18 protein-coding genes are annotated in these 19,858 nt (G+C 72.2%); 2 read left to right on the top strand and 16 right to left on the bottom strand.

The genetic code is table 11. The features are described 5' to 3' along the window. Positions 1 to 65: 65 nt before the first annotated feature. From ppdK to KME79_RS35835, 10 genes are all read right to left on the bottom strand, one after another. Positions 66 to 2,699: a pyruvate, phosphate dikinase gene (ppdK, locus tag KME79_RS35880; RefSeq protein WP_219549753.1), complete on the bottom strand. Its 2,634-nt coding sequence runs from the start codon at positions 2,697 to 2,699 to the stop codon at positions 66 to 68. 270 nt (positions 2,700 to 2,969) lie between these two features. Beyond that, positions 2,970 to 4,265 carry a sensor histidine kinase gene (locus tag KME79_RS35875; RefSeq protein ID WP_219549751.1) on the bottom strand — a complete coding sequence of 432 codons (1,296 nt, stop codon included), beginning with the start codon at positions 4,263 to 4,265 and terminating at the stop codon, positions 2,970 to 2,972. Beyond that, positions 4,262 to 4,924, bottom strand: a complete 663-nt coding sequence (locus KME79_RS35870; protein ID WP_148033350.1) for a response regulator transcription factor — start codon at positions 4,922 to 4,924, stop codon at positions 4,262 to 4,264. The genes KME79_RS35875 and KME79_RS35870 overlap by 4 nt, the downstream gene beginning before the upstream one ends. Before the next feature lie 10 nt (positions 4,925 to 4,934). Next, entirely contained in the window at positions 4,935 to 5,756 is an 822-nt protein-coding gene (locus tag KME79_RS35865) for a S1C family serine protease (RefSeq protein WP_219549749.1), read from the bottom strand. Then, a complete protein-coding gene (locus tag KME79_RS35860; protein WP_219549747.1) occupies positions 5,753 to 6,694 on the bottom strand; it encodes a VWA domain-containing protein in 942 nt (313 codons plus the stop codon). The genes KME79_RS35865 and KME79_RS35860 overlap by 4 nt, the downstream gene beginning before the upstream one ends. Next, a complete protein-coding gene (locus tag KME79_RS35855; protein ID WP_219549745.1) occupies positions 6,691 to 7,851 on the bottom strand; it encodes a DUF58 domain-containing protein in 1,161 nt (386 codons plus the stop codon). Before KME79_RS35855 ends, KME79_RS35860 begins: the two co-directional genes overlap by 4 nt. After that, on the bottom strand, positions 7,848 to 8,828 hold the full coding sequence (locus KME79_RS35850) for an AAA family ATPase (protein WP_219549743.1): 981 nt from the start codon (positions 8,826 to 8,828) through the stop codon (positions 7,848 to 7,850). The genes KME79_RS35855 and KME79_RS35850 overlap by 4 nt, the downstream gene beginning before the upstream one ends. Beyond that, a complete protein-coding gene (locus tag KME79_RS35845) occupies positions 8,825 to 8,965 on the bottom strand; it encodes a hypothetical protein (RefSeq protein ID WP_219549741.1) in 141 nt (46 codons plus the stop codon). Before KME79_RS35845 ends, KME79_RS35850 begins: the two co-directional genes overlap by 4 nt. Before the next feature lie 169 nt (positions 8,966 to 9,134). After that, positions 9,135 to 10,520, bottom strand: coding sequence for a glycine--tRNA ligase (locus tag KME79_RS35840; RefSeq protein WP_187281306.1), 1,386 nt, complete (start codon positions 10,518 to 10,520; stop codon positions 9,135 to 9,137). Positions 10,521 to 10,617: 97 nt separating this feature from the next. Continuing rightward, on the bottom strand, positions 10,618 to 10,905 hold the full coding sequence (locus KME79_RS35835) for an antibiotic biosynthesis monooxygenase family protein (protein WP_148033355.1): 288 nt from the start codon (positions 10,903 to 10,905) through the stop codon (positions 10,618 to 10,620). 63 nt (positions 10,906 to 10,968) lie between these two features. Here KME79_RS35835 and KME79_RS35830 point away from each other — a divergent pair, with 63 nt between their 5' ends. Next, positions 10,969 to 11,367 carry a DUF6703 family protein gene (locus tag KME79_RS35830; protein WP_308249182.1) on the top strand — a complete coding sequence of 133 codons (399 nt, stop codon included), beginning with the start codon at positions 10,969 to 10,971 and terminating at the stop codon, positions 11,365 to 11,367. On the opposite strand, the gene KME79_RS35825 is transcribed toward KME79_RS35830, so the two are convergent. The 6 genes from KME79_RS35825 to sucC are packed head-to-tail and all read right to left on the bottom strand — an operon-like array spanning position 11,364 to position 18,261. Next, positions 11,364 to 12,893 carry an aldehyde dehydrogenase family protein gene (locus KME79_RS35825; RefSeq protein ID WP_219549739.1) on the bottom strand — a complete coding sequence of 510 codons (1,530 nt, stop codon included), beginning with the start codon at positions 12,891 to 12,893 and terminating at the stop codon, positions 11,364 to 11,366. The genes KME79_RS35830 and KME79_RS35825 overlap by 4 nt on opposite strands. Before the next feature lie 11 nt (positions 12,894 to 12,904). Next, a complete protein-coding gene (gene gcl, locus KME79_RS35820) occupies positions 12,905 to 14,629 on the bottom strand; it encodes a glyoxylate carboligase (protein WP_219549737.1) in 1,725 nt (574 codons plus the stop codon). Next, on the bottom strand, positions 14,626 to 15,486 hold the full coding sequence (locus tag KME79_RS35815; RefSeq protein WP_219549735.1) for a 2-hydroxy-3-oxopropionate reductase: 861 nt from the start codon (positions 15,484 to 15,486) through the stop codon (positions 14,626 to 14,628). The genes gcl and KME79_RS35815 overlap by 4 nt, the downstream gene beginning before the upstream one ends. Beyond that, positions 15,483 to 16,247, bottom strand: coding sequence for a hydroxypyruvate isomerase family protein (locus tag KME79_RS35810; RefSeq protein WP_148033359.1), 765 nt, complete (start codon positions 16,245 to 16,247; stop codon positions 15,483 to 15,485). Before KME79_RS35810 ends, KME79_RS35815 begins: the two co-directional genes overlap by 4 nt. Next, entirely contained in the window at positions 16,244 to 17,131 is an 888-nt protein-coding gene (gene sucD, locus KME79_RS35805) for a succinate--CoA ligase subunit alpha (protein WP_219549733.1), read from the bottom strand. Before sucD ends, KME79_RS35810 begins: the two co-directional genes overlap by 4 nt. After that, positions 17,131 to 18,261, bottom strand: a complete 1,131-nt coding sequence (gene sucC, locus KME79_RS35800) for an ADP-forming succinate--CoA ligase subunit beta (RefSeq protein WP_148033361.1) — start codon at positions 18,259 to 18,261, stop codon at positions 17,131 to 17,133. Before sucC ends, sucD begins: the two co-directional genes overlap by 1 nt. A gap of 89 nt (positions 18,262 to 18,350) precedes the next feature. Here sucC and KME79_RS35795 point away from each other — a divergent pair, with 89 nt between their 5' ends. Next, the gene (locus KME79_RS35795) at positions 18,351 to 19,736 is read left to right on the top strand and encodes an MFS transporter (protein ID WP_219549731.1); all 1,386 of its coding nucleotides are present in this window, start codon (positions 18,351 to 18,353) and stop codon (positions 19,734 to 19,736) included. The last annotated feature ends 122 nt before the right edge of the window (positions 19,737 to 19,858 follow it).

Below are 19,858 nucleotides of genomic sequence, written 5' to 3'. Positions count from 1 at the left end.
GCTCCCCGTACGAGGACTTTCTCGGACGGGGAGTTCCGGTGGGTGGAGTTCCGGGGGGAGGTTGGTCAGCGGGTGTCGGAGTCGGTGTCGCTGAGGGCGGCGCGGCCGGCTTCGAGGCGGGCGACCGGGATGCGGAAGGGTGAGCAGGAGACGTAGTCGAGCCCGGTGTCGTGGCAGAAGTGGACGGAGTCCGGGTCGCCGCCGTGCTCGCCGCAGATGCCGATCTTGAGGTCGGGCCTGGTGGCACGGCCTTCCTCGGTGGCGATCGCGACCAGCCGGCCGACACCCTCGCGGTCGAGGGTCTCGAACGGGGAGACGCCGAAGATGCCCAGCTCCAGGTAGCGGGAGAAGAACGAGGCCTCGACGTCGTCGCGGGAGAAGCCCCACGCCATCTGGGTGAGGTCGTTGGTGCCGAACGAGAAGAACTCGGCGGCCTCGGCGACCTGCCCGGCGGTCAGGGCGGCCCGCGGCGTCTCGACCATGGTGCCGATCAGCGCGTCGACCCCCGCTTCCGCGAGGATGGCGGCGGCCTCCTCGCGGACGCACTCCAGCTCCTGCACGGCGGCGATGAGCGGGATCATGATCTCCGGGCGGGCGCCGGGGACCTCCTTGGCGGCCTGGGCGATGGCGCGTACCTGCATGGCGAACAGGCCGGGGATGACCAGGCCGAGCCGTACGCCGCGCAGGCCGAGCATCGGGTTCTGCTCGTGCAGTCTCTTGACCGCGGCCAGCAGGGCGCGGTCCTTGTCCGTGGCCTCGCCGGTGGCGACCTTGACGGACAACCCGACGATGTCGGGCAGGAACTCGTGCAGCGGCGGGTCGATGAGCCGGATGGTCACCGGCCGGTCACCCATCGCCTGGAAGATCCCCACGAAGTCGGACTTCTGGAGGGGTTCGAGCGCGTCCAGCGCGGCCTGCCGGTCCTCGGCTCCGGCGGCGAGCACCAGGTCCTCGACGAGCTGGCGGCGGTCGCCGAGGAACATGTGCTCGGTGCGGCACAGCCCGATGCCCTCGGCGCCGAAGCGGACCGCCCTGGCGGCGTCCTCGGGGTTGTCGGCGTTGGCCCGCACGCCCAGGCGGCGCGCCCCGTCGGCGTGCCGCATGATGCGGTCGACGGCCTTGACCAGGTCGTCCTCGGGCTCGGCGCCTTCGAAGTACTCGACCACGGCGGAGGCGACGACCGGCACCTCGCCGAGGAAGATCTCGCCGCTGGTGCCGTCGATGGAGATCACGTCGCCCTCGTTGACGACCACGCCGCCGGGGGCGGAGAACGTGCGGCCGGCCGTGTCGACGTCCAGTTCCTCGGCGCCGCACACGCAGGTCTTGCCCATGCCGCGGGCGACCACGGCGGCGTGCGAGGTCTTGCCGCCGCGGCTGGTCAGGATGCCGCGGGCGGCGATCATGCCGGACAGGTCGTCCGGGTTGGTCTCGCGGCGCACCAGGATGACGTCCTCGCCCCGGGCGGCCAGCTCGGCGGCCCGCTCGGAGGAGAAGACGGCCTTGCCGACGGCCGCGCCCGGCGAGGCGTTCATGCCCTTGGCGATGCGCCGCTTGTCCGCGCCGGCGTCGAAGCGGGGGAACATGAGGCGGGCGAGCTGGTCGCCGGTGACCCGGGTGACGGCCTCGTCCATGGTGATGAGGCCCTGGTCGACGAGCTGGGTGGCGATGCGGAAGGCGGCGCCGGCGGTGCGCTTGCCGACGCGGGTCTGCAGCATCCAGAGCTTGCCGCGCTCGATGGTGAACTCGATGTCGCACAGGTCGCGGTAGTGGTTCTCCAGCGTTTCCATGATCGACAGCAGTTCGTCGTAGGAGCGCTTGTCGAGCCGCTCCAGCTCCTGCAGCGGGATCGTGTTGCGGATGCCGGCGACGACGTCCTCGCCCTGCGCGTTCTGCAGGTAGTCGCCGTAGATGCCCTGGCGGCCGCTGCCGGGGTCGCGGGTGAAGGCGACGCCGGTGCCGGAGTCGCCGCCGCAGTTGCCGAAGACCATGGAGCAGATGTTGACGGCGGTGCCGAGGTCGGCGGGGATGCGCTCCTGGCGGCGGTAGAGGATCGCGCGCGGCGCGTTCCAGGAGTCGAAGACGGCCATGACGGCCATCCGCATCTGCTCGCGCGCGTCGGCGGGGAAGTCGTCGCCGGTCTGGTCGCGGACGATGCCCTTGTACGACTCGACCAGGCGCTGGAGCTCACCGGCGTCGAGGTCGGTGTCCTGGCGGCCGTCCTTCAGAGCGTCGAGGGCGTCCTCGAACAGGTCGCCGTCGATGCCGAGCACGGTCTTGCCGAACATCTGGATGAGCCTGCGGTAGGAGTCCCAGGCGAAGCGGTCGTTGCCGCCCGCCTGCTTCGCCAGGCCGTGCACGGACTCGTCGTTGAGCCCGATGTTGAGCACCGTCTCCATCATGCCCGGCATCGAGAACTTGGCACCTGAGCGCACGCTGACGAGCAACGGGTCGTCGGCCTGGCCGAGCCGCTTGCCCATGCTCTCCTCGAGCGCCCGCAGGTGCTCCTCGACCTCCCGGTCGAGCCCTTCGGGCAGGGCGCCCTCTGCCAGGTAGTGGCGGCACGCCTCAGTAGTGATCGTGAACCCCGGAGGAACGGGCAGCCCGAGATTGGTCATCTCGGCGAGGTTGGCGCCCTTTCCGCCCAGGAGATCTTTGAGATTCCTGTTGCCCTCGGTGAAGTCGTAAACGTACTTGGCCACCACAGCTCCAATCAACGCTTCTACTCGGACTCTACCGGCGGAATTGATGATGAAACTGCACTCTTCGGTTAAGTCAACGTTTCCCCAGCTCAGACGCCCTCCAGAGGTCTAATCCATTGATTATTCCGACCACTTCGGGAAGTGGTTTATACCAATGGTTCAAACCAATTCTTGAGTATGTCCGGCATCGGGGTGCACATTCGGATCACTGCTATACAAGCCGTCAGAGGGGCCGGCGTACGCGTCGGACCGCGGCAGCAGGCCGGACCGTCAGGGGAACGGGTTGTGGTCGGGCGCCGGGCCGGAGGCGCCGCCGCGGGCCGGTAGCCACAGCACGAACGTGGCCCCTTCCCCGATCCGCGAGTGCACCGCCACCCTGCCGCCGTGCGACTCCACGATCTGCCGGACGATCGCCAGCCCCAGCCCGGTGTGCCGGTCGCGGCGGCTGGCCTCACCGCGCCAGAACCGGTCGAACACCCGCGCCTGGTCCTCCGCCGCCAGCCCCGGGCCGTCGTCGCGCACGGCCACCCACAGCCAGCCGCCGGCTTCGTCCACGGCGGCCTCCCGGTGACCGGCCTTCTGGTGGCCGGACCTCGCGGCCGCCCAGCCCGCCGCGCGGTGCAGCGGCCGCAGGCGGGACACTCCGCCGGAGATCATGTCCGTCGCCCCCCACCGGCCGGCGGCCACCCGCACCCGCCCGCCCGGCGGGGACAGCCGCACCGCGTTGGACAGCAGGTTGGCCACCGCCCGCCGGAGCGCGTCCTGGTCGCCGGTCGTCTCCAGGCCGGGCGTCAGCCGCCTGGTGATGGTGAGGCCGCGCGCGGTGGCCAGCGCCGCGTACTCCTCGCAGGCCTCGACGGCCACCCGCGACAGGTCAAGGTCGGTGTCGGCGAACGCGGTGCCCTGCCTGCGGGCGCTGGCCAGCAGGTCCTCGACCAGGCGGGTCATCCGGGTGGTGGCCCGGTCCACGACGGCGACGGCCCGGCCGCGCTCCTCCTCGCTCGCCTCCGGCGACAGCAGCACCGCGTCCACGTTCGCTCTGATGATCGTCAGTGGGCTGCGCAGCTCGTGGGAGGCGTCGTCGATGAGCTGCCGTTGCGCCCGGAACGCCTCCTCCAGCCTGTCGAGCATGGTGTCGATGGTGTCGGCCAGGTCCTTCAACTCGTCGCTCGGGCCGCGCAGGGTGATCCGCCGTGACAGGTCCGTCGCCTGGATCTCCTCGGTGGTACGGGTGATCGACCGGACCGGCCGCAGCACCCGGCCCGACAGCAGCCAGCCGATGCCCAGGCTCGCCGCGAACAGCCCGCCCAGCGTGTACAGCGAGTAGTCGCGCAGGGTGGCGAGCGTCCCGACGTTGATCGCGTTCTCCACCTCTTCGATGAACACCACTTCCTGCTTGCCGACGTACTCGCCGTCCCGGTACGTCTTCGCGATCTCGGTCGCGTACGAGCGCTGCTCGGTCGTACGGGAGACCGCGTAGTAGATGCCGCCCAGCACCAGCGCCGCGAGCAGGAAGAGCAGCCCCGAGTAGAGCACGGTGAGCCGGAACCGGATGGTGTGGATCATGCGGGCTCCCTGAGCCGGTACCCCCGGCTGATGACGGTCTCGATCAGGCCGTCGGCCTGGAGCTTACGGCGCAGGTTGCCGACGGTCACCCGGACGGTGTTGGTGAACGGGTCGGCGTGCTCGTCCCAGACGTGCTCCAGCAGTTCCTCGCTGGAGACCACGTAGCCCGGCCTGGTCATCAGGTAGTGCAGGACGCCGTACTCCTTGGGGGTGAGCGCCAGCGCCCGCCCGTCCAGCGACACCTCCATCCTCGCGGTATCGATCCGCAGCGTTCCCACCTCGAGGACGGAGGTGCCGCCGGTGTCCCTGCGCAGCAGGGCTCTGACCCTCGCCAGCAGTTCGGGAAAGGCGAACGGCTTGACCAGGTAGTCGTCGGCGCCCTCGTCGAGTCCGCGCACGCGGTCGTCCAGCCGGTCCCGCGCGGTGACCATGATGATGCGCACGCCGTCGCCCGTCGCCCTGACCGCCCGGCACAGCTGGAAACCGTCGCCGCCGGGCAGGTTGAGGTCGAGCAGCACCAGGTCGTAGGAGTTGACCTGGAGCTTCTCGTGCGCGGTGAGGGCGTCGGCGGCCACGTCGACCGCGTATCCGGCCCGGACCAGGCCCACGCGTAACGCCTCCACCAGGTCTTCCTCGTCCTCGACGACCAGCAATCGCATACTTCGGACCCTAGTTTCGGATGAGGCGGTCCGCGATGGGCGCGGCCCGGTCGATGGGGATGGCGAACCCGATGCCGATGTTGCCGCCGCCCCGCCCGGCCGCGATCGCGGTGTTCACCCCCACGACCTCGCCACGGGCGTTGACCAGCGGGCCGCCGGAGTTGCCCGGGTTGATGGAGGCGTCGGTCTGCACCGCGGTACGGGACGCGCCGCCCAGCCGCACCTCCCGATCGGTGGCGCTGACGATGCCGGCGGTGACCGTCCCCGACAGGCCGAGCGGCGAGCCGATGGCGAGCACCTGCTCCCCCACCGACAGGTCCGCCGACCGGCCCAGCGTGGCCGGCGGCAGGCGGGCGGAACCCGCGCCCGCCACCTCCAGCACGGCCAGGTCCTCGTCGTCGTCGGAGCCGAGCACCCGCGCGCCCAGCCTGCGGCCGTCGCTGAGCACCACCGTCACGTCGGACGCGCCCCGCACCACGTGCGCGTTGGTGAGGACATGGCCGCTCCCGTCCACCACGAAGCCGGACCCGCCTGCCCGGCCCGCCTCGACGGACACCACGCTCGGCAGGACCATCGCGGCCGTCGCGCTCAGCCCGGTCGCGCCGCCCGAGGCGGCCGGCGCCGCCCGGGGCAGTGCGGTGGCGGGTTCCCCGTATCGGAAGGCGGCCGCCCCCGCCAGTCCGGCCGCGGTACCGGTGACCGCCGCGACGAGCACGGCGGTCACCAGGAGACGACCGCCCCGGCGCGCGGGTTCCACGGGGCGGGAGGGCGGCGGGACGGCCAGGGGCACCTGCGTGAAGGCGGGGCCGCTGGGCCTGCCGAGCCCGTTCACGGCAGCCTCGCGAACCAGAGCATCGAGGTGGCCGCCGCCAGCAGCGCCGCGATCAGCCCCGCCGCGACGAACCACTGCCAGATCTCCTGCCGTTCGGTCCGATAACCGACCGAGGTGCCGATGTCCTCGTACACGGCCTGGAGCTCATCGCCGCTGGCCGCCTCGTAGAAGCCGCCACCGGCCGTCTCCGCGAGCCGTTGCAGCGCGGGGCCGTCCACCGGCACGGGCAACTGTCTTCCCTGGAGTTCGATGACGCCCTCCTGCGTGCCATAGGCGATCGTGGTGACGGGCACGCCTCGGGCCGCCGCCTCGCGCGCCGACTCCTCGACGGTCCGGCCGGTCGTGTTCTCGCCGTCGGAGAGCAGCACGATGTGCGCGGGCGGGGCCTGCTCCTCGGTGTCGAGCGCCTCGATGGCGTCCAGCGAGGAGTAGACGGCCTCGCCGATGGCGGTGCCCGCGGTGGTGGTCAGCCGGTCGAGCGCGCCGAGCACGGCCGGGCGGTCGGTGGTCGGCGGCACGACGACCGAAGCGTTCTCGGAGAACGCCACCAGGCCCAGGTTGAACCGGGGCGGCAGGTGCTCCACGAACTGGGTGGCCGCCTGCCTGGCCGCGCTGAACCGGTCGGGGCTGACGTCGGTGGCCGCCATCGAGGCGGACACGTCGAACGCCACCATGATCGTGGCCCGTTCCCTCGGCACCGTCACCTCGGCCGTCGGCCTGGCGAACCCGGCCACCAGCAGCACGAACATGGCGAGCGACAACGCCGCCGGCACGTGTTTGCGCCACCCCGGCCCGCGCGGGGCGACCTTGTCCAGCAGATCGAGATTCGTGAACCGCACCGCGTACTCGGTGCGCCGCCTCTGCGCGACCACGTACCCTGCCGCGAGCAACGCGACGGGCACCAGCAACAGCAGCCACATCGGCGAGAGCAGCGTCATGCGACCTCACCCCCTCCCGGCGGAGGCCCCTCACCGACGACCTGCCCCCTCCCAGCCGGCCGCCCCTGACCGAGCGGACGGTCTTCCTCAGACGGGGCGTCGGAGCGGGCGAGGGCGCGGCGGAAGGCGGCGAGCCGGGCAAGTCCCCGTCTCCGGCCCTCTCCGGATCCAGCGGGCTCGGGTGAGGGGCCGTTTCCGGAAGGGCGGCCTGCCGTCGTGGTGGTTGAAAGGGGTGCGGGGGAAGGTCCCGCGGTGGCGGAGCGGTGGGCGAGGCGGCGGTGTTTCAGGACGTGGCGCACCAGGTCGCGTACCCAGTCGCCGTCCGTGCGCAGGCGCAGGTGGGCGACCCCCGCGCGGCGCAGGCCGGCTTCGATGGCGGCCCGCTGGCCGGCGGCCGCTTCGGCGTAGCGCAGGCGGAGGCGGGCGCCGGCCGTGGAGACCTCGCGCCGCCGCCCCGTCTCCGGGTCGACGAGCGTCAGGACGCCCACGTCGGGGAGCGACAGCTCCCGCGGGTCCAGGACCTCGACCGCCAGCACCTGGTGCCGGGCGGTGAGCCGTCGCAGCGGCCCCTCCCACGTCCGCGGCGCGTCCAGGAAGTCCGACACCACGACCACGAGGCCGCGCCGCCTGACAGTCCGGCAGAGCTGATCGGCGGCGGCGCCCAGGAGCGACCCAGGGGTGCCGGGCGGGGTGCGCGGCAGCGAGAACACGGCTCGGAGCAGCGCCATCAGGTGCGGCCGCCCTGTCCTGGCCGGCAGCACCCGGACACCGCCTCCGTGCAGCAGGTGCGCGCCCATGCGGTTGCCGGTGCGCTGGGTGAGGAAGCCGACCGCGGCGAGGGCGGCCAGCGCCAGCTCCCGCTTCTCCATCGACGCCGTGCCGAAGTCCATACTGGCGCTGGCGTCGAGCAGCGCCCAAATCTCCAGCTCGCGGTCGGCGACGAGCTCGCGCACATGGGGTTCGTTCGTGCGCGCGGTGACGTTCCAGTCCATCCGCCGCACGTCGTCTCCGGCCTGGTACGGGCGAGCCTCCGCGGGTTCGCTGCCCGGCCCGGGGAACAGTCCGAGATGCTCGCCCTGCAGCAGCCCGTCCAGCCGCCTGGTGATGGTCAGCTCCAGCCTGCGCAGCGCGGGCTCGGCCGTCAGGTAGGAGCTCATGCCGCTGACTCCTGCTGCGGGGCGACGACCGGCAGCGGCACCGCCGCGAGCACCCGGTCCACGACGGCCCGCGGCGGGACGTCGTCGGCCAGCGCGTCGAACGACAGCACCAGCCGGTGCGCCATCACGTCGTGCGCCAGGTCTCGCACGTCCTCCGGCAGCACGTACTCGCGACCCCGCATGAGCGCCAGCGCCCGGCCGGAGGCGAGCAGACCGAGGGTGGCGCGCGGGCTGGCGCCGAAGGCGAGCAGCCCGCGCAGGTCGGGCAGCCCGTAACGCTCGGGCTCGCGGGTGGCGTGGACGAGGCGGACGGCGTACTCGGCGACGGCGTGGTGCACGAACACCTCGTCGGCGCGCCGTTGCAGCGCCACCACCTGGTCGGGGGTGAGGACCGGCTGTGGTCGCGGCGGGTCCACGCTCATCCGGTAGGCGATCGCCAGTTCCTCCGACTCGCTGGGATAGCCGACGTCCACCTTGAGCAGGAACCGATCGCGCTGCGCCTCCGGCAGGTGGTAGACGCCTTCCGACTCGATGGGGTTCTGGGTGGCCAGCACCAGGAACGGCCTGGGCACCTCGTAGGTGCGCCCGCCGATGCTGACCTGACGCTCAGCCATGATCTCCAGCAGCGCCGACTGCACCTTGGCGGGCGCCCGGTTGATCTCGTCGGCGAGCAGCAGGTTGACCATCACCGGGCCGAGCTCGATGTCGAAGGTCTCGGTCGACGGCCGGTAGATCCGGGTGCCGACGATGTCGGACGGCACCAGGTCGGGCGTGAACTGGATGCGCGAGAACGTGCCGCCGACGACCGTGGCGGTGGTCTCGGCGGCCAGCGTCTTGGCGATGCCGGGCACCCCTTCGAGCAGGCAGTGCCCGCGGGCCAGGACCGCGACGAGCAGCCGCTCCACCATGTGGTCCTGCCCCACGATCACCCTCTTGACCTCGAACAGCGCCCGTTCGAGCAGCGCGGCTTCGGTCATGGCCTGGCCTCGGGGCAGTCGTCGACGACGACCCGCAGTTCCAGCGCCGAAGGCTCCGGCTCGGCCATGGCGGCGCCGCCGGTCGCGAGGAGCGCACCGGCGGCCAGGACGAGCGCGAGAAGTGTTGTGCGTGCCATGGATCCCCCTGTCTTTCAGCTATGGGGGCCACTCCATCAAGGGCACGCGAAAAGGGGCGTAACACTGGCTTTTACATGATTTTTCGGTGCACGGGGTCTGGAGTGAGCGGCGCGGCACACAACAGAAGGGGGCCCCTCCGTAGAGAGGCCCCCCGCGACGCGGCGCGCGTCAGTCGTTGAGGTGCTGGCGCAGGTAGCTCTCCACCTGGTCGATGGAGATGCGCTCCTGGCCCATGGAGTCGCGCTCGCGGATGGTCACGGCGTTGTCCTCGAGCGTGTCGAAGTCGACCGTGATGCAGAACGGAGTGCCGATCTCGTCCTGGCGGCGGTAGCGGCGGCCGATCGCGCCCGCGTCGTCGAACTCGACGTTCCACCGCCTGCGCAGCGCCGCGGCCAGGTCGCGGGCCTTGGGCGACAGGTCGGCGTTGCGCGACAGCGGCAGCACCGCGGCCTTGACCGGGGCGAGCCGGTGGTCGAGCCGCATGACCGTGCGCTTCTCCATGACGCCCTTGGCGTTGGGCGCCTCGTCCTCGGTGTAGGCGTCGATGAGGAAGGTGAGCGTGGCCCGGTCGACGCCGGCCGACGGCTCGATCACGTAGGGCACGTAGCGCTCGCCGGTCTCCTGCTCGAAGAAGCTCAGGTCGGTGCCGGACGCCTTGGAGTGGGCGGTCAGGTCGAAGTCGGTGCGGTTGGCGATGCCCTCCAGCTCACCCCACTCGCCGCCGGCGAAGTTGAAGCGGTACTCGATGTCGACGGTGCGCTTGGCGTAGTGGGAGAGCTTCTCCTGCGGGTGCTCGTAGAGGCGCAGGTTGTCCTTGGCGATGCCGAGATCGGAGTACCACCGGAAGCGCTCGTCGATCCAGTATTGGTGCCACTCCTCGTCAGAGCCGGGCTTGACGAAGAACTCCAGCTCCATCTGCTCGAACTCGCGGGTGCGGAAGATGAAGTTGCCCGGCGTGATCTCGTTGCGGAACGACTTGCCGATCTGGCCGATGCCGAACGGGATCTTCTTGCGCGCCGACTGCTGCACGTTGAGGTAGTTGATGAAGATGCCCTGCGCGGTCTCCGGCCGGAGGTAGGCCAGGCCGGACTCGTCCTCGACCGGGCCGAGGTAGGTCTTGAGCAGGCCGCTGAACTGGCGGGGCTCGGTGAAGGCGCCCTTGTTGCCGCAGTTGGGGCAGGTGACGTCGGCCAGGCCGCGCTCGGGGGCCTTGCCGTTCTTCTCTTCGTACGCCTCGAGCAGGTGGTCGGCGCGGTAGCGCTTGTGGCAGGACTGGCACTCGGTGAGCGGGTCGGTGAAGGTCTCGACGTGGCCGCTGGCCTGCCACACCTCGCGGGCCAGGACGACGCTGGAGTCGAGGCCCACCACGTCGTCGCGCGACTGGACCGTCGACAGCCACCACTGCCGTTTGACGTTGTTCTTCAGCTCGACGCCCAGCGGGCCGTAGTCCCAGGACGCGCGCAGTCCGCCGTAGATCTCGCTCGACGGGTATACGAGCCCGCGGCGCTTGGCGAGGCTGACGATGGTGTCCATGACGTCGGTGCGTCGTGCCATGTTGATCGGATCTCTTTCCGGCTGGAGGTCGGCGAGGAAATGAATGTGTGAGATCCCAGCTTAGGGGAAGGGCGAGCGGCTCCGCGCCCGACTATCGCTACGCCCCGTCTTGGACGAGAACGTCCTCGAAGGCGGACGGTTCGTTCACCATGAGGATCATGAGCGGGTACATCTCCATCCGGGCGGTGGACAGCGCCCGGCGGTAGAACCCGGCGCCCTCCCACTCGGTGACCAGGGCCCACAGGTTGGGCTCGTCGACCGATCTGGCGAGCCTGCCGCGCAGGTAGCCGGGCTGGGCGGCGAGCGTGTCGAGGATGACCTCGGCCTGCTTGGCGAAGCCTTGCGACTGGGCCTCTGGAACGGTGTAACGGATCACGGCGAGCACGTCCCCAGCATGTCAGACGATCCATGGATGCCGGGGCGATTCGGGCGGCGCTAGGCTCGGGCCGTGGCCACTGACGACGACCGCCTCAGACATCCGATGGCGCAGCCCCGCGAGGATCACCAGGGCAGGCCCAAGCGGCCGCTGCCGCCGGGCGAGCAGTTCTTCACGCCCGGGGCGACGGGGATGCGCAAGGCCGTGGAGCGGCGCAGCGCGGCGCCGATGGCGTTCCTGTTCACGCAGGTGCCGCGCTGGGTGACGCCCGCCGTGATGGTGGTGCTGCTGCTGGCCGGGTTCGCGGTGCAGAGCTGGCTGGGCGGGCTGGCCGTGCTGCCGGTCGTGGTGTTCGTCGGCTGGCTGGCCTATCTGTCGTGGCCGTCGCTCGGGGTGGGCGGCAAGCTGTTGCGGGTGGCGATGCTGACGTTCCTGGTGCTGCTGGTGGCGACCCGGTTCGGGCTCCTCTAGGGGATCAGCGTGTAGCCGGGGAAGTTGCCCGGCAGGCGCTCGCCGTCGGGGCCCTGGGTGGCGGCCCTGACGAGCAGCTCGCCGCCGACGAACGCGCCACGCCAGGAGGCGCCGAGCCCGCCGAACAGCTCCTCGCGGTCGCCCCGCGAGCGTGGCCGGTTGTGGCCGACCTTGAACGCCCGCACGTCCGGGGCGAGCCTGCGGTACGTGTCCTCCTCGTCGCAGGAGAGCGTGGCGACCAGCGCGCCGTTGCTGGCGTTCATCGCGGCCAGCAGCTCCGCCTCGGTGTCGACGAGCACGAAGCTGTCGACGGGGCCGAACGGCTCGGCGTGGTGGAGCGGGGACGAGCGGGGCGGGTCGAGCAGGGCCACCGGCGCAAAGTAAGCCGAAATATCCTGACCGGGCAGGAAATTTCCGGACTCCACGGACGCCCGGTGCAGCGGCACCGCACCCCGCGCCACCGCCTCGTCCACCTGGTCGGCCAGCTCCTTGGCCTTCGAGGCGTTGATCAGCGGCCCGAAGTCCAGCTCCGGCAGCGGATCGCCGGGATGGGCGACGGCGAGCGGATGCCCGAACCGCAGCGACCCCACCGCCTCCAGGTAGGCCCCGAGGAACTCGTGGAACAGCGACCGCTGCACCACGAACCGCGGGTAGGCGGTGCACCGCTGCTTCCCGTAGTCGAAGGAGGCCCGGATCTGCCGGCTGAGCAGCTCCCAGCCGGAGTACTCCCACACGCCCCAGCAGTTGAGCCCCTCCTGCTCCAGCACGTGCCGCCGGTCCAGGTCGGACAGCGAGCCCGCGACGTGCCCGCCGGCGTCCCTGCCGCCCACGAACGACACGCAGCCCAGCGACCTGCCCGCCACCAGCACCGGTGACAACTCCGCCCCGCTCCCGCTGACCAGCGTGAACGGCAGCCCTTCCCGGACCGCGAGCGCGCACGCCAGGGTGAGGCAGCACAGCCCGCCGTCGGTCGGCGTCTTGGCGATGACCGCATTGCCGGCCAGCGCCTGCACGAGCATGGCGTGCATGAGCACGCTCATCGGGTAGTTCCAGCTCGCGATGTTGCTGACGGGGCCGGGCAGCGGGGCGCGCCCCGCCGCCATCCGGTCGATCTCCTCCACGTACCAGCGCACCCCGTCGAGGCAGCGGTCGACGTCGGCGCGGGCCGTCTTCCACGGCTTGCCGATCTCCCACACCAGCAGCAGCGCGAGCAGGTCGCGGTGCGCGGCCATGGACTCCACGGCCGCCGACACCCGCGCCTTGCGCTCCTCCAGCGGGACGTGCCGCCACCGCCGGTGCTCCTCCACCGCGCCCGCCACGGCGCGCGCGGCGCCGGCCCGGTCGAGCCGGGGCGGCCCGGCGATGGCGGTGCCGTCCACCGGCGAGAACACCGGCGCGGGCCGCCCGTCCCGCTGCCAGAACCCGCCCCAGTGGTTGAGCACCCTGTCGTGGTGGAACGCCTCCGGCGCCGCCTCGCAGCACCTGTCGTACGCGTCCTGCCAGGATGTGCCCGGTTTGACCTGCATGAGCCTTCCTCTCAGTCTGACCAGTCGACGGCGACGAGCTCGGGCAGCGGCTCGAACTCCTTGACGGCGTCCAGCGAGGGACCCATGGCGGCGTTGGCCTCGCGCTCCACCATCACCTCCACCAGCACCGGAAGCCGCCGGCGGGCCGCCTCGCCGGACGCCCATGCCAGCGCGTCGCGGATGTCGCCGGGCAGTTCCACCCGGCGCGCCGGGCAGCCGAAGGACTCCATGGCCTTGACATGGTCGATGCCGCCCTCCCCGTAGTGCAGGTCCACCGCGAAGTTCATGCCGTACGGGATCTCGGCCTGCCTGATGAGACCCAGATACTCGTTGTTGATCATGACGATCACGAACGGGATGTTGTACTGGGCGGCGACCGCGACCTCCTCCATGAGGAACTGGAAGGAGTAGTCGCCGACGACCACCACGACGTCGCGCTCCGGGTGCGCGGTCTTCACCCCGATCGCGGCCGGCACCTCCCACCCGAGCGGCCCGGCCTGCCCGCACACGAGGTAGCGGCGCGGCAGGTAGGTCGTCTGGAACTGGCCGGACCAGATCTGGTAGAGCCCGATGGCGGTGACGAACGTGGTGTCCCTGCCGAAGTGCTCGTTGATCTCGCGGAACACCCTCGGCGGCTTGATCGGCACGTCCTCGAAGTCGTCCCTGCGGACCAGGGTGGCGCGCAGCTCGCCGACCCGGCGCACCCACTTGCCCGGCCGGCGCGGGGCGGGGTGCCGGGAGCGCGCCTCGTCCAGCAGCCCGGCCAGCACCGGCCGGGCGTGCCCGACGATCCCGAGGTCGGGCTCGAAGACCCGGCCGAGCTGCATGGGCTCGATGTCGACGTGGATGAACCGCCGGTTCCCCCGGTAGACGTCGAGGTCGCCGGTGTGCCGGTCGCCGAACCTGGCGCCGACGGCCAGCACGAGGTCGCTGTCGAGGAAGGCGGCGTTGCCCCACCGGGTCTGGGTCTGGATGCCGGCCATCCCGGCGAACAGCGGGTGGTCCTCCGGGAAGGCGCCCTTGCCCATGAGCGTCACCTGCACCGGCACCTGAAGGTGCTCGGCCAGGCGGCGCAGCTCCTCGTGCGCGTCCGCGATGATCACGCCGCCGCCGGCCAGGATCAGCGGCCGCTTGGCGGCGGCAAGCAGGTCCACCGCCCTGCGCACCGCCTGGGGCAGCGGCCTGGGCTCCTCGACGGGCAGCGGCGCGTCGACCGCGGGATCGTACCGGCAGGTGCCGCGCTGCACGTCCAGCGGCAGGTCGATGAGCACCGGCCCCGGCCGGCCCGAGCGGGCGATCCGGAACGCCTCGCGGAACAGCCACGGCGCCTGCGCGGGCTCCTTGAGTTGCACCGCCCACTTGGTGACCGGTTTGGCGATCTCCACGATGTCGACCGCCTGGAACGCCTCCTGGTGCAGCTTCGAGCTGACCGCCTGACCGGTGACGCAGATCATCGGGATCGAGTCGGCCATCGCCGTGTAGAGCCCGGTGATCATGTTGGTGCCGGCGGGGCCGGAGGTGCCGATGCACACGCCCACGTTCCCGGTCACGCGGGCCCAGCCGTCGGCGGCGTGCGTGCCGCCCTCCTCGTGGCGGACCGTGATGTGCCGGATCGAGCTGTGCTGGAGCGCCGCGTACAGCGGCAGGATGGCGGCGCCCGGGATGCCGAAGACGGTGTCCACGCCCTCCGACTCCAGCACCTTGACCACGGCCTCCATGCACGGGACGGCGTTCATCCGTTGAACCTTTCGACGACCTTGAGCAGGGCGGAGTGGTCGAGCGAGCCGTGGCCCTGGGCGCGGGCGGCCGCGACGAGCTGGGCCACCTGCGCGGTGAGCGGCAGCGCGACGCCGGCCTCGCGGGCGGCGGCCACGGCGATGCCCATGTCCTTGTGGTGCAGGTCGATGCGGAAGCCCGGGGCGAACTCCCGTCTGATCATGGTGTGCCGCTTGATGTCGAGGATCCGGGAGCCGGCCAGACCGCCCGCGAGCACGTCCAGACCGGCCACCGGGTCCACCCCCGACGCCTCCAGGAGCACGATGGCCTCCGCCACCAGGCCGTAGATGCCGCCCACCACGAGCTGGTTGGCGGCCTTGACCGTCTGGCCCGCGCCGGGCGGGCCGACGTGCACGATCGTGGTGCCGAGCGCGCCGAGCACCGGCCGGGCCGCCGCGAAGTCCTCGGGGTCGCCGCCCACCATGATCGACAGGGTGCCGTCGACGGCGCCGCGCTCGCCGCCGCTCACCGGCGCGTCCAGGGCGCGGACGCCCTTGGCGGCGGCCTCGCGGGCGACCCACCGGGAGGTGTCCGGCCTGATCGTGCTCATGTCCAGGTAGATCAGGCCGGACGCGCCGTGCGCGACGACGACCGGCGCGACCTCCTCGACCTGCGGCGAGTCGGGCAGCATGGTGATCACCACGTCCGCGTCGGCGACCGCCTCGGCCACCCCGGCCGCGCCCTTGCCGCCGCGGGCCTCCAGCTCGGCGACCCGTTCGGCGCTGACGTCGTAGCCGACGACGTCGTACCCGGCCTTGACGAGGTTGGCGGCCATCGGGCTGCCCATGATCCCGAGGCCGATGAAAGCTATGGTCACTGCCGCCTCCAAGCGAACGCGCCCGGCCCTTCGTGCCGGTACTCCAGCCCGACGTGCCCCCGGTAGCCCGCCGCCGCCAGCCGGGCGAAGATCTCCGGGTACGGCATGCGCCCGCTGCCGGGTTGCCCGCGGCCGGGGTCGTCGGCGATCTGCACGTGACCGAACCGGGCGGCGTGCGCGTCGATGAGCGCGAGCACGTCCTCTCCCATCACGTGCAGGTGGTACAGGTCGGCCAGGAAGGCCACGTTGTCCCGGCCCACCTCGTCGATCAGGTCGAAGGCGGCGGCCGACGAGGTGATCGGGTAGTGCGGGTTCTCCCGGGAGTTGAGCGCCTCGACGACCACGGTGGCGCCGGCGTCCGCCGCCGCGTCGGCCGCCGCCCGCAGGTTCGTCAGGGCCAGCGCCCGGTCGGTGCCCGGGTCGTTGCCGTACAGCGCGTTGAGCGTGCCGCAGCCCAGCTCGGCGGCGAAGCCGGCGGCGACGCCGACGTTGGCCAGGAACCGCGCGGAGTCGTCCGGCCGGGCGAGCAGGCCGCGCTCGCCCGCCGCCATGTCCCCGGCGTCGAAGTTGAGCCCCACCAGGCGCACGCCGGCGTCCTCGATGGCCGCGCGGAGCGCGTCCAGCTCGGCGCGGGACGGCTCGGCCGTGCCGAACGGCCACCACAGCTCCACCGCGTCGAACCCGGCCTTGGCCGCGGCGGCGGGCCGCTCCAGCAGCGGCAGGTCGGTGAACAGGATGGACAGGTTGACGTCGAACCTCATGGCGAGAGCCTCCCGAGCGCCGAGCGCAGCAGCCGCGCCGTCTCGGACGGGGTGCGGCCGACCCGGACGCCGACCGCCTCCAGGGCCTCCTTCTTGGCCTGGGCGGTGCCGGACGAGCCGGACACGATCGCGCCCGCGTGCCCCATGGTCTTGCCTTCCGGCGCGGTGAACCCGGCGACGTAGGCCACGACCGGCTTGGTGACGTGCCCGGCGATGTAGGCGGCGGCCCGCTCCTCGGCGTCGCCGCCGATCTCGCCGATCATCACGATCGCGTCGGTGCCGGGGTCCTCCTGGAAGGCCGCCAGGCAGTCGATGTGCGTGGTGCCCACCACCGGGTCGCCGCCGATCCCGACCGCGGTGGAGAAGCCGAGGTCGCGCAGCTCGTACATGAGCTGGTACGTGAGCGTGCCGGACTTGGAGACCAGGCCGATCCGCCCGGCGGAGGTGATGTCGGCGGGGATGATCCCGGCCGACGACTGGCCGGGGCTGATCAGGCCGGGGCAGTTCGGGCCGATGATCCGGGTGCCGGCGCGGGCCGCCAGGGCGCGGAACCGTACCGTGTCGTGCACCGGCACGCCCTCGGTGATGACCACGCAGAGCGGCACCCGCGCGGCGACGGCCTCCTCGACGGCGCCGAAGGTGAAGCGCGGCGGCACGAACACCACCGACACCTCCGCGCCGGTCTCCGCCGCGGCCTCGGCCACCGAGCCGAACACCGGCACCGTGCGCTCGCCGAAGTCGACCGTGCGGCCGCCCTTGCCGGGCGTCACCCCGGCCACCACGTCGGTGCCGGCGGCCAGCATGCGGGCCGTGTGCCGGGTGCCCTCCGCGCCGGTCATGCCCTGCACGAGCACCCGGCTGTCCTTGGTCAGGAAGATCGCCATCACGCACCTGCCGCGAGTCTGGCCGCCGTCTCGGCGGCGCCGTCCATGGTGGGGACCTGCCGGACCGCCGGGTGCCTGGCCTCGCTCAGGATGCGCCGCCCGGCCTCCGCGTTGTTGCCGTCCAGCCGTACGACGATCGGCCGGCCGAGGCCGCGCTCGCCGAGCAGTTCCAGAGCCGTCACGATGCCGTTGGCCACCGCGTCGCAGGCGGTGATGCCGCCGAAGACGTTCACCAGCACCGAGCGCACGTCCGGATCGGCCAGGATGATCTCCAACCCGTCGGCCATCACCTGGGCCGAGGCGCCGCCGCCGATGTCGAGGAAGTTGGCCGGGGCCGCGCCCGCGCCCGCCACCACGTCCAGCGTGCTCATCACCAGGCCGGCGCCGTTGCCGATGACGCCGACCCGCCCGTCGAGCTTGACGTAGTTGAGCCCTTTGGCCCTGGCCCTGTCCTCCAGGCTGTCCGCGGGCTCCGCGTACTCCCAGGAGTGGCGGTAGGCGGCGTTGCCGTCGAGCGTCACCTTGCCGTCGAGGGCCACGATCCGCTGGTCGGTCGTGCAGATCAGCGGGTTCACCTCGACCAGGACGGCGTCCTCGGCCACCATCACCCGCCACAGCCGCTCCAGCACCTGCGCGGCGGCCTCCGGCAGCCCCGCCTTGGCCGCGAGCTGCCGGGCCGTCTCCGCGTCCACACCGGTCTCAGGGTCGATCTGGACGCGCACGATGGCGTCGGGGTCGGTGGCCGCCAGCTCCTCGATCTCCATGCCGCCCTGGGCGGACACCATGGCGAGGAACCCGCCCTCGGCCCGGTCCACGAGGAAGGCCGCGTAGTACTCCTCGAAGGGCACGGTGGCGGTCTCGACGAGCACGCGGTGCGCGGTGTGCCCCTTGATGTCCATGCCGATCACGTGGCCGGCCTCGTCCTCGGCGGCGGCCGGGCCCGGGGCGGTCCTGATGCCGCCCGCCTTGCCGCGTCCGCCGGTCTTCACCTGGGCCTTGATGACGACGGGCGCGCCCAGCTCGGCGGCGATCGCGCGGGCCTCCTGGGGGGTGGCCGCGACCCTGCCCGCGGGGATCGGTATCCCGTGGCGCCCGAAGAGCTCCTTCGCCTGATACTCGTACAGGTCCATTCGAGCCTCCTTTGTAGACGGTATACCGTATGGAATATCCCTCGTCCAGACCCTCGACAGCGGTCGGTGTACCGGATATTCCATACGGTATGGAGAATGCAACAACTGTCAGAGACTGGCGCGGGCGCTCCTACCTCGTGGGACCGGTGCCCGCCGACCGCACCCGGATGTTCCGTCTCGCGCTGGCCGCCATGGCCGCGATCGGTCCCCTGCAGTACGGCTTCGCGGCCCTGCTGGCCACGGACGCGAACGGGCTGATCCTGCTGGCCGCCTGCATCGTCTTCCAGGCCGTGGGCGCGCTGCCCGCCCTGCGGCTGGTCCGCCGCGGCCGCCTGCCGGTCCGCGCCGCGCTGGCCGCCGGCGCCGCCCTCACGACGCTCGGCTTGCTGACGGCCGCCGTCGTAGGCGCCGGAACCGGAACGGCGGCGTTCCCTCTCGCCCTGCTCGGGTACGCCGTGCTCGGCGGACTCGGCGCCGGAGCCGTGTACGGGGTCTGCGGCGAGGTGGTCTCCTCCTGGTATCCCAACCGTCCCGCCGCCCGGGTGAGCATGGTGACGGGCGCCTTCGGGTACGGGTCCGCGCCGCTCCTGGTGTGGGCCGGGCTCGCGCCCGCCATGACGCCGGCCGTGTTCGCGGTGGCGGCGCTGCTGGCCGCGGCGGCGATCGGGACGGCGGCCAGGTCCCTGCGGCTGGCCCCCGAGGGCTGGTGGCCGGAGACGGTGGAGCCGCGCGCACACGCGCTGGAGGCGGCGCGGCTGCGCAGGACGCCCGGCGCGGTGCGGCAGTTCGGGCTTTCCCAGGCGCTGCGCACCCGGGCGCTGCCGGCCCTGGCGGTGATCCTGGCCTGCGCGGGCGCGGTGTCGGTGTTCGACGTGGTGGTCGTGGCGAGCACCGGAGCGTGGGGGGCGCTGGCCCTCATGGTGGCGCTCAACGGCGGCGGGCGGGCGGTCGCGATGCGGCTGTCGGAGTTCTTCGGCCGCCGCCTGGTGCTGGCCTCGGTGCTCGGACTCCTCGCGCTGGGCCAGGTCCTCCTGGCAGGCGCCATGAACCCCACCGCCAGGCCGGACGGCGGCGTGGCGGGCCTGCCCCCGGAAGCCGCGAACGCGGCCGCGCTGGACGCGGGGACCGCGCCGGGGACCGGGGCCGCGCTGGACGCCGGGGCCGTGCTGGGGGTCGCGGCCGGGAGTCCGCTGCTCTGGCTCGGCGCGATCGCCGCCGGACTGGGCGGCGGGGCGTTCTACCCGCTGGTCGCGAGCCTGGTCAGGGAGTTCTTCGGCGAACGGCAGACCTGCGAGATCCACGCGGTCGTTTACAGCGCCAAGGCCGTGGCAGGAGTGCTCGGTGTGGCCATGGCCGCGTACGCGCTCACCGCGCCCGCGACGGCGCTCCTGCTCGCCGCGGGGCTCGCCGCGCTGCCCGCGCTGGCGTCGACGCGGTTGCGCACCCCCGGCCTGCCCGCCACGATCCCTTTGTGACGGGCCGGCCCGTCACGATCCCTTTGTGACGGGCCTGCCCGTCACGATCCCCCCCTGTGACGGCACTCCCCGTCATGATGCCCCTGTGACCTCGGTCTCTGTGATGAGACTCACGATCAGCC

It is taken from the genome of Nonomuraea harbinensis (assembly GCF_019396385.1).
In the GTDB taxonomy this organism is placed as follows: domain Bacteria; phylum Actinomycetota; class Actinomycetes; order Streptosporangiales; family Streptosporangiaceae; genus Nonomuraea; species Nonomuraea ferruginea.
This window is presented reverse-complemented; position numbering and strand designations above follow the sequence as displayed.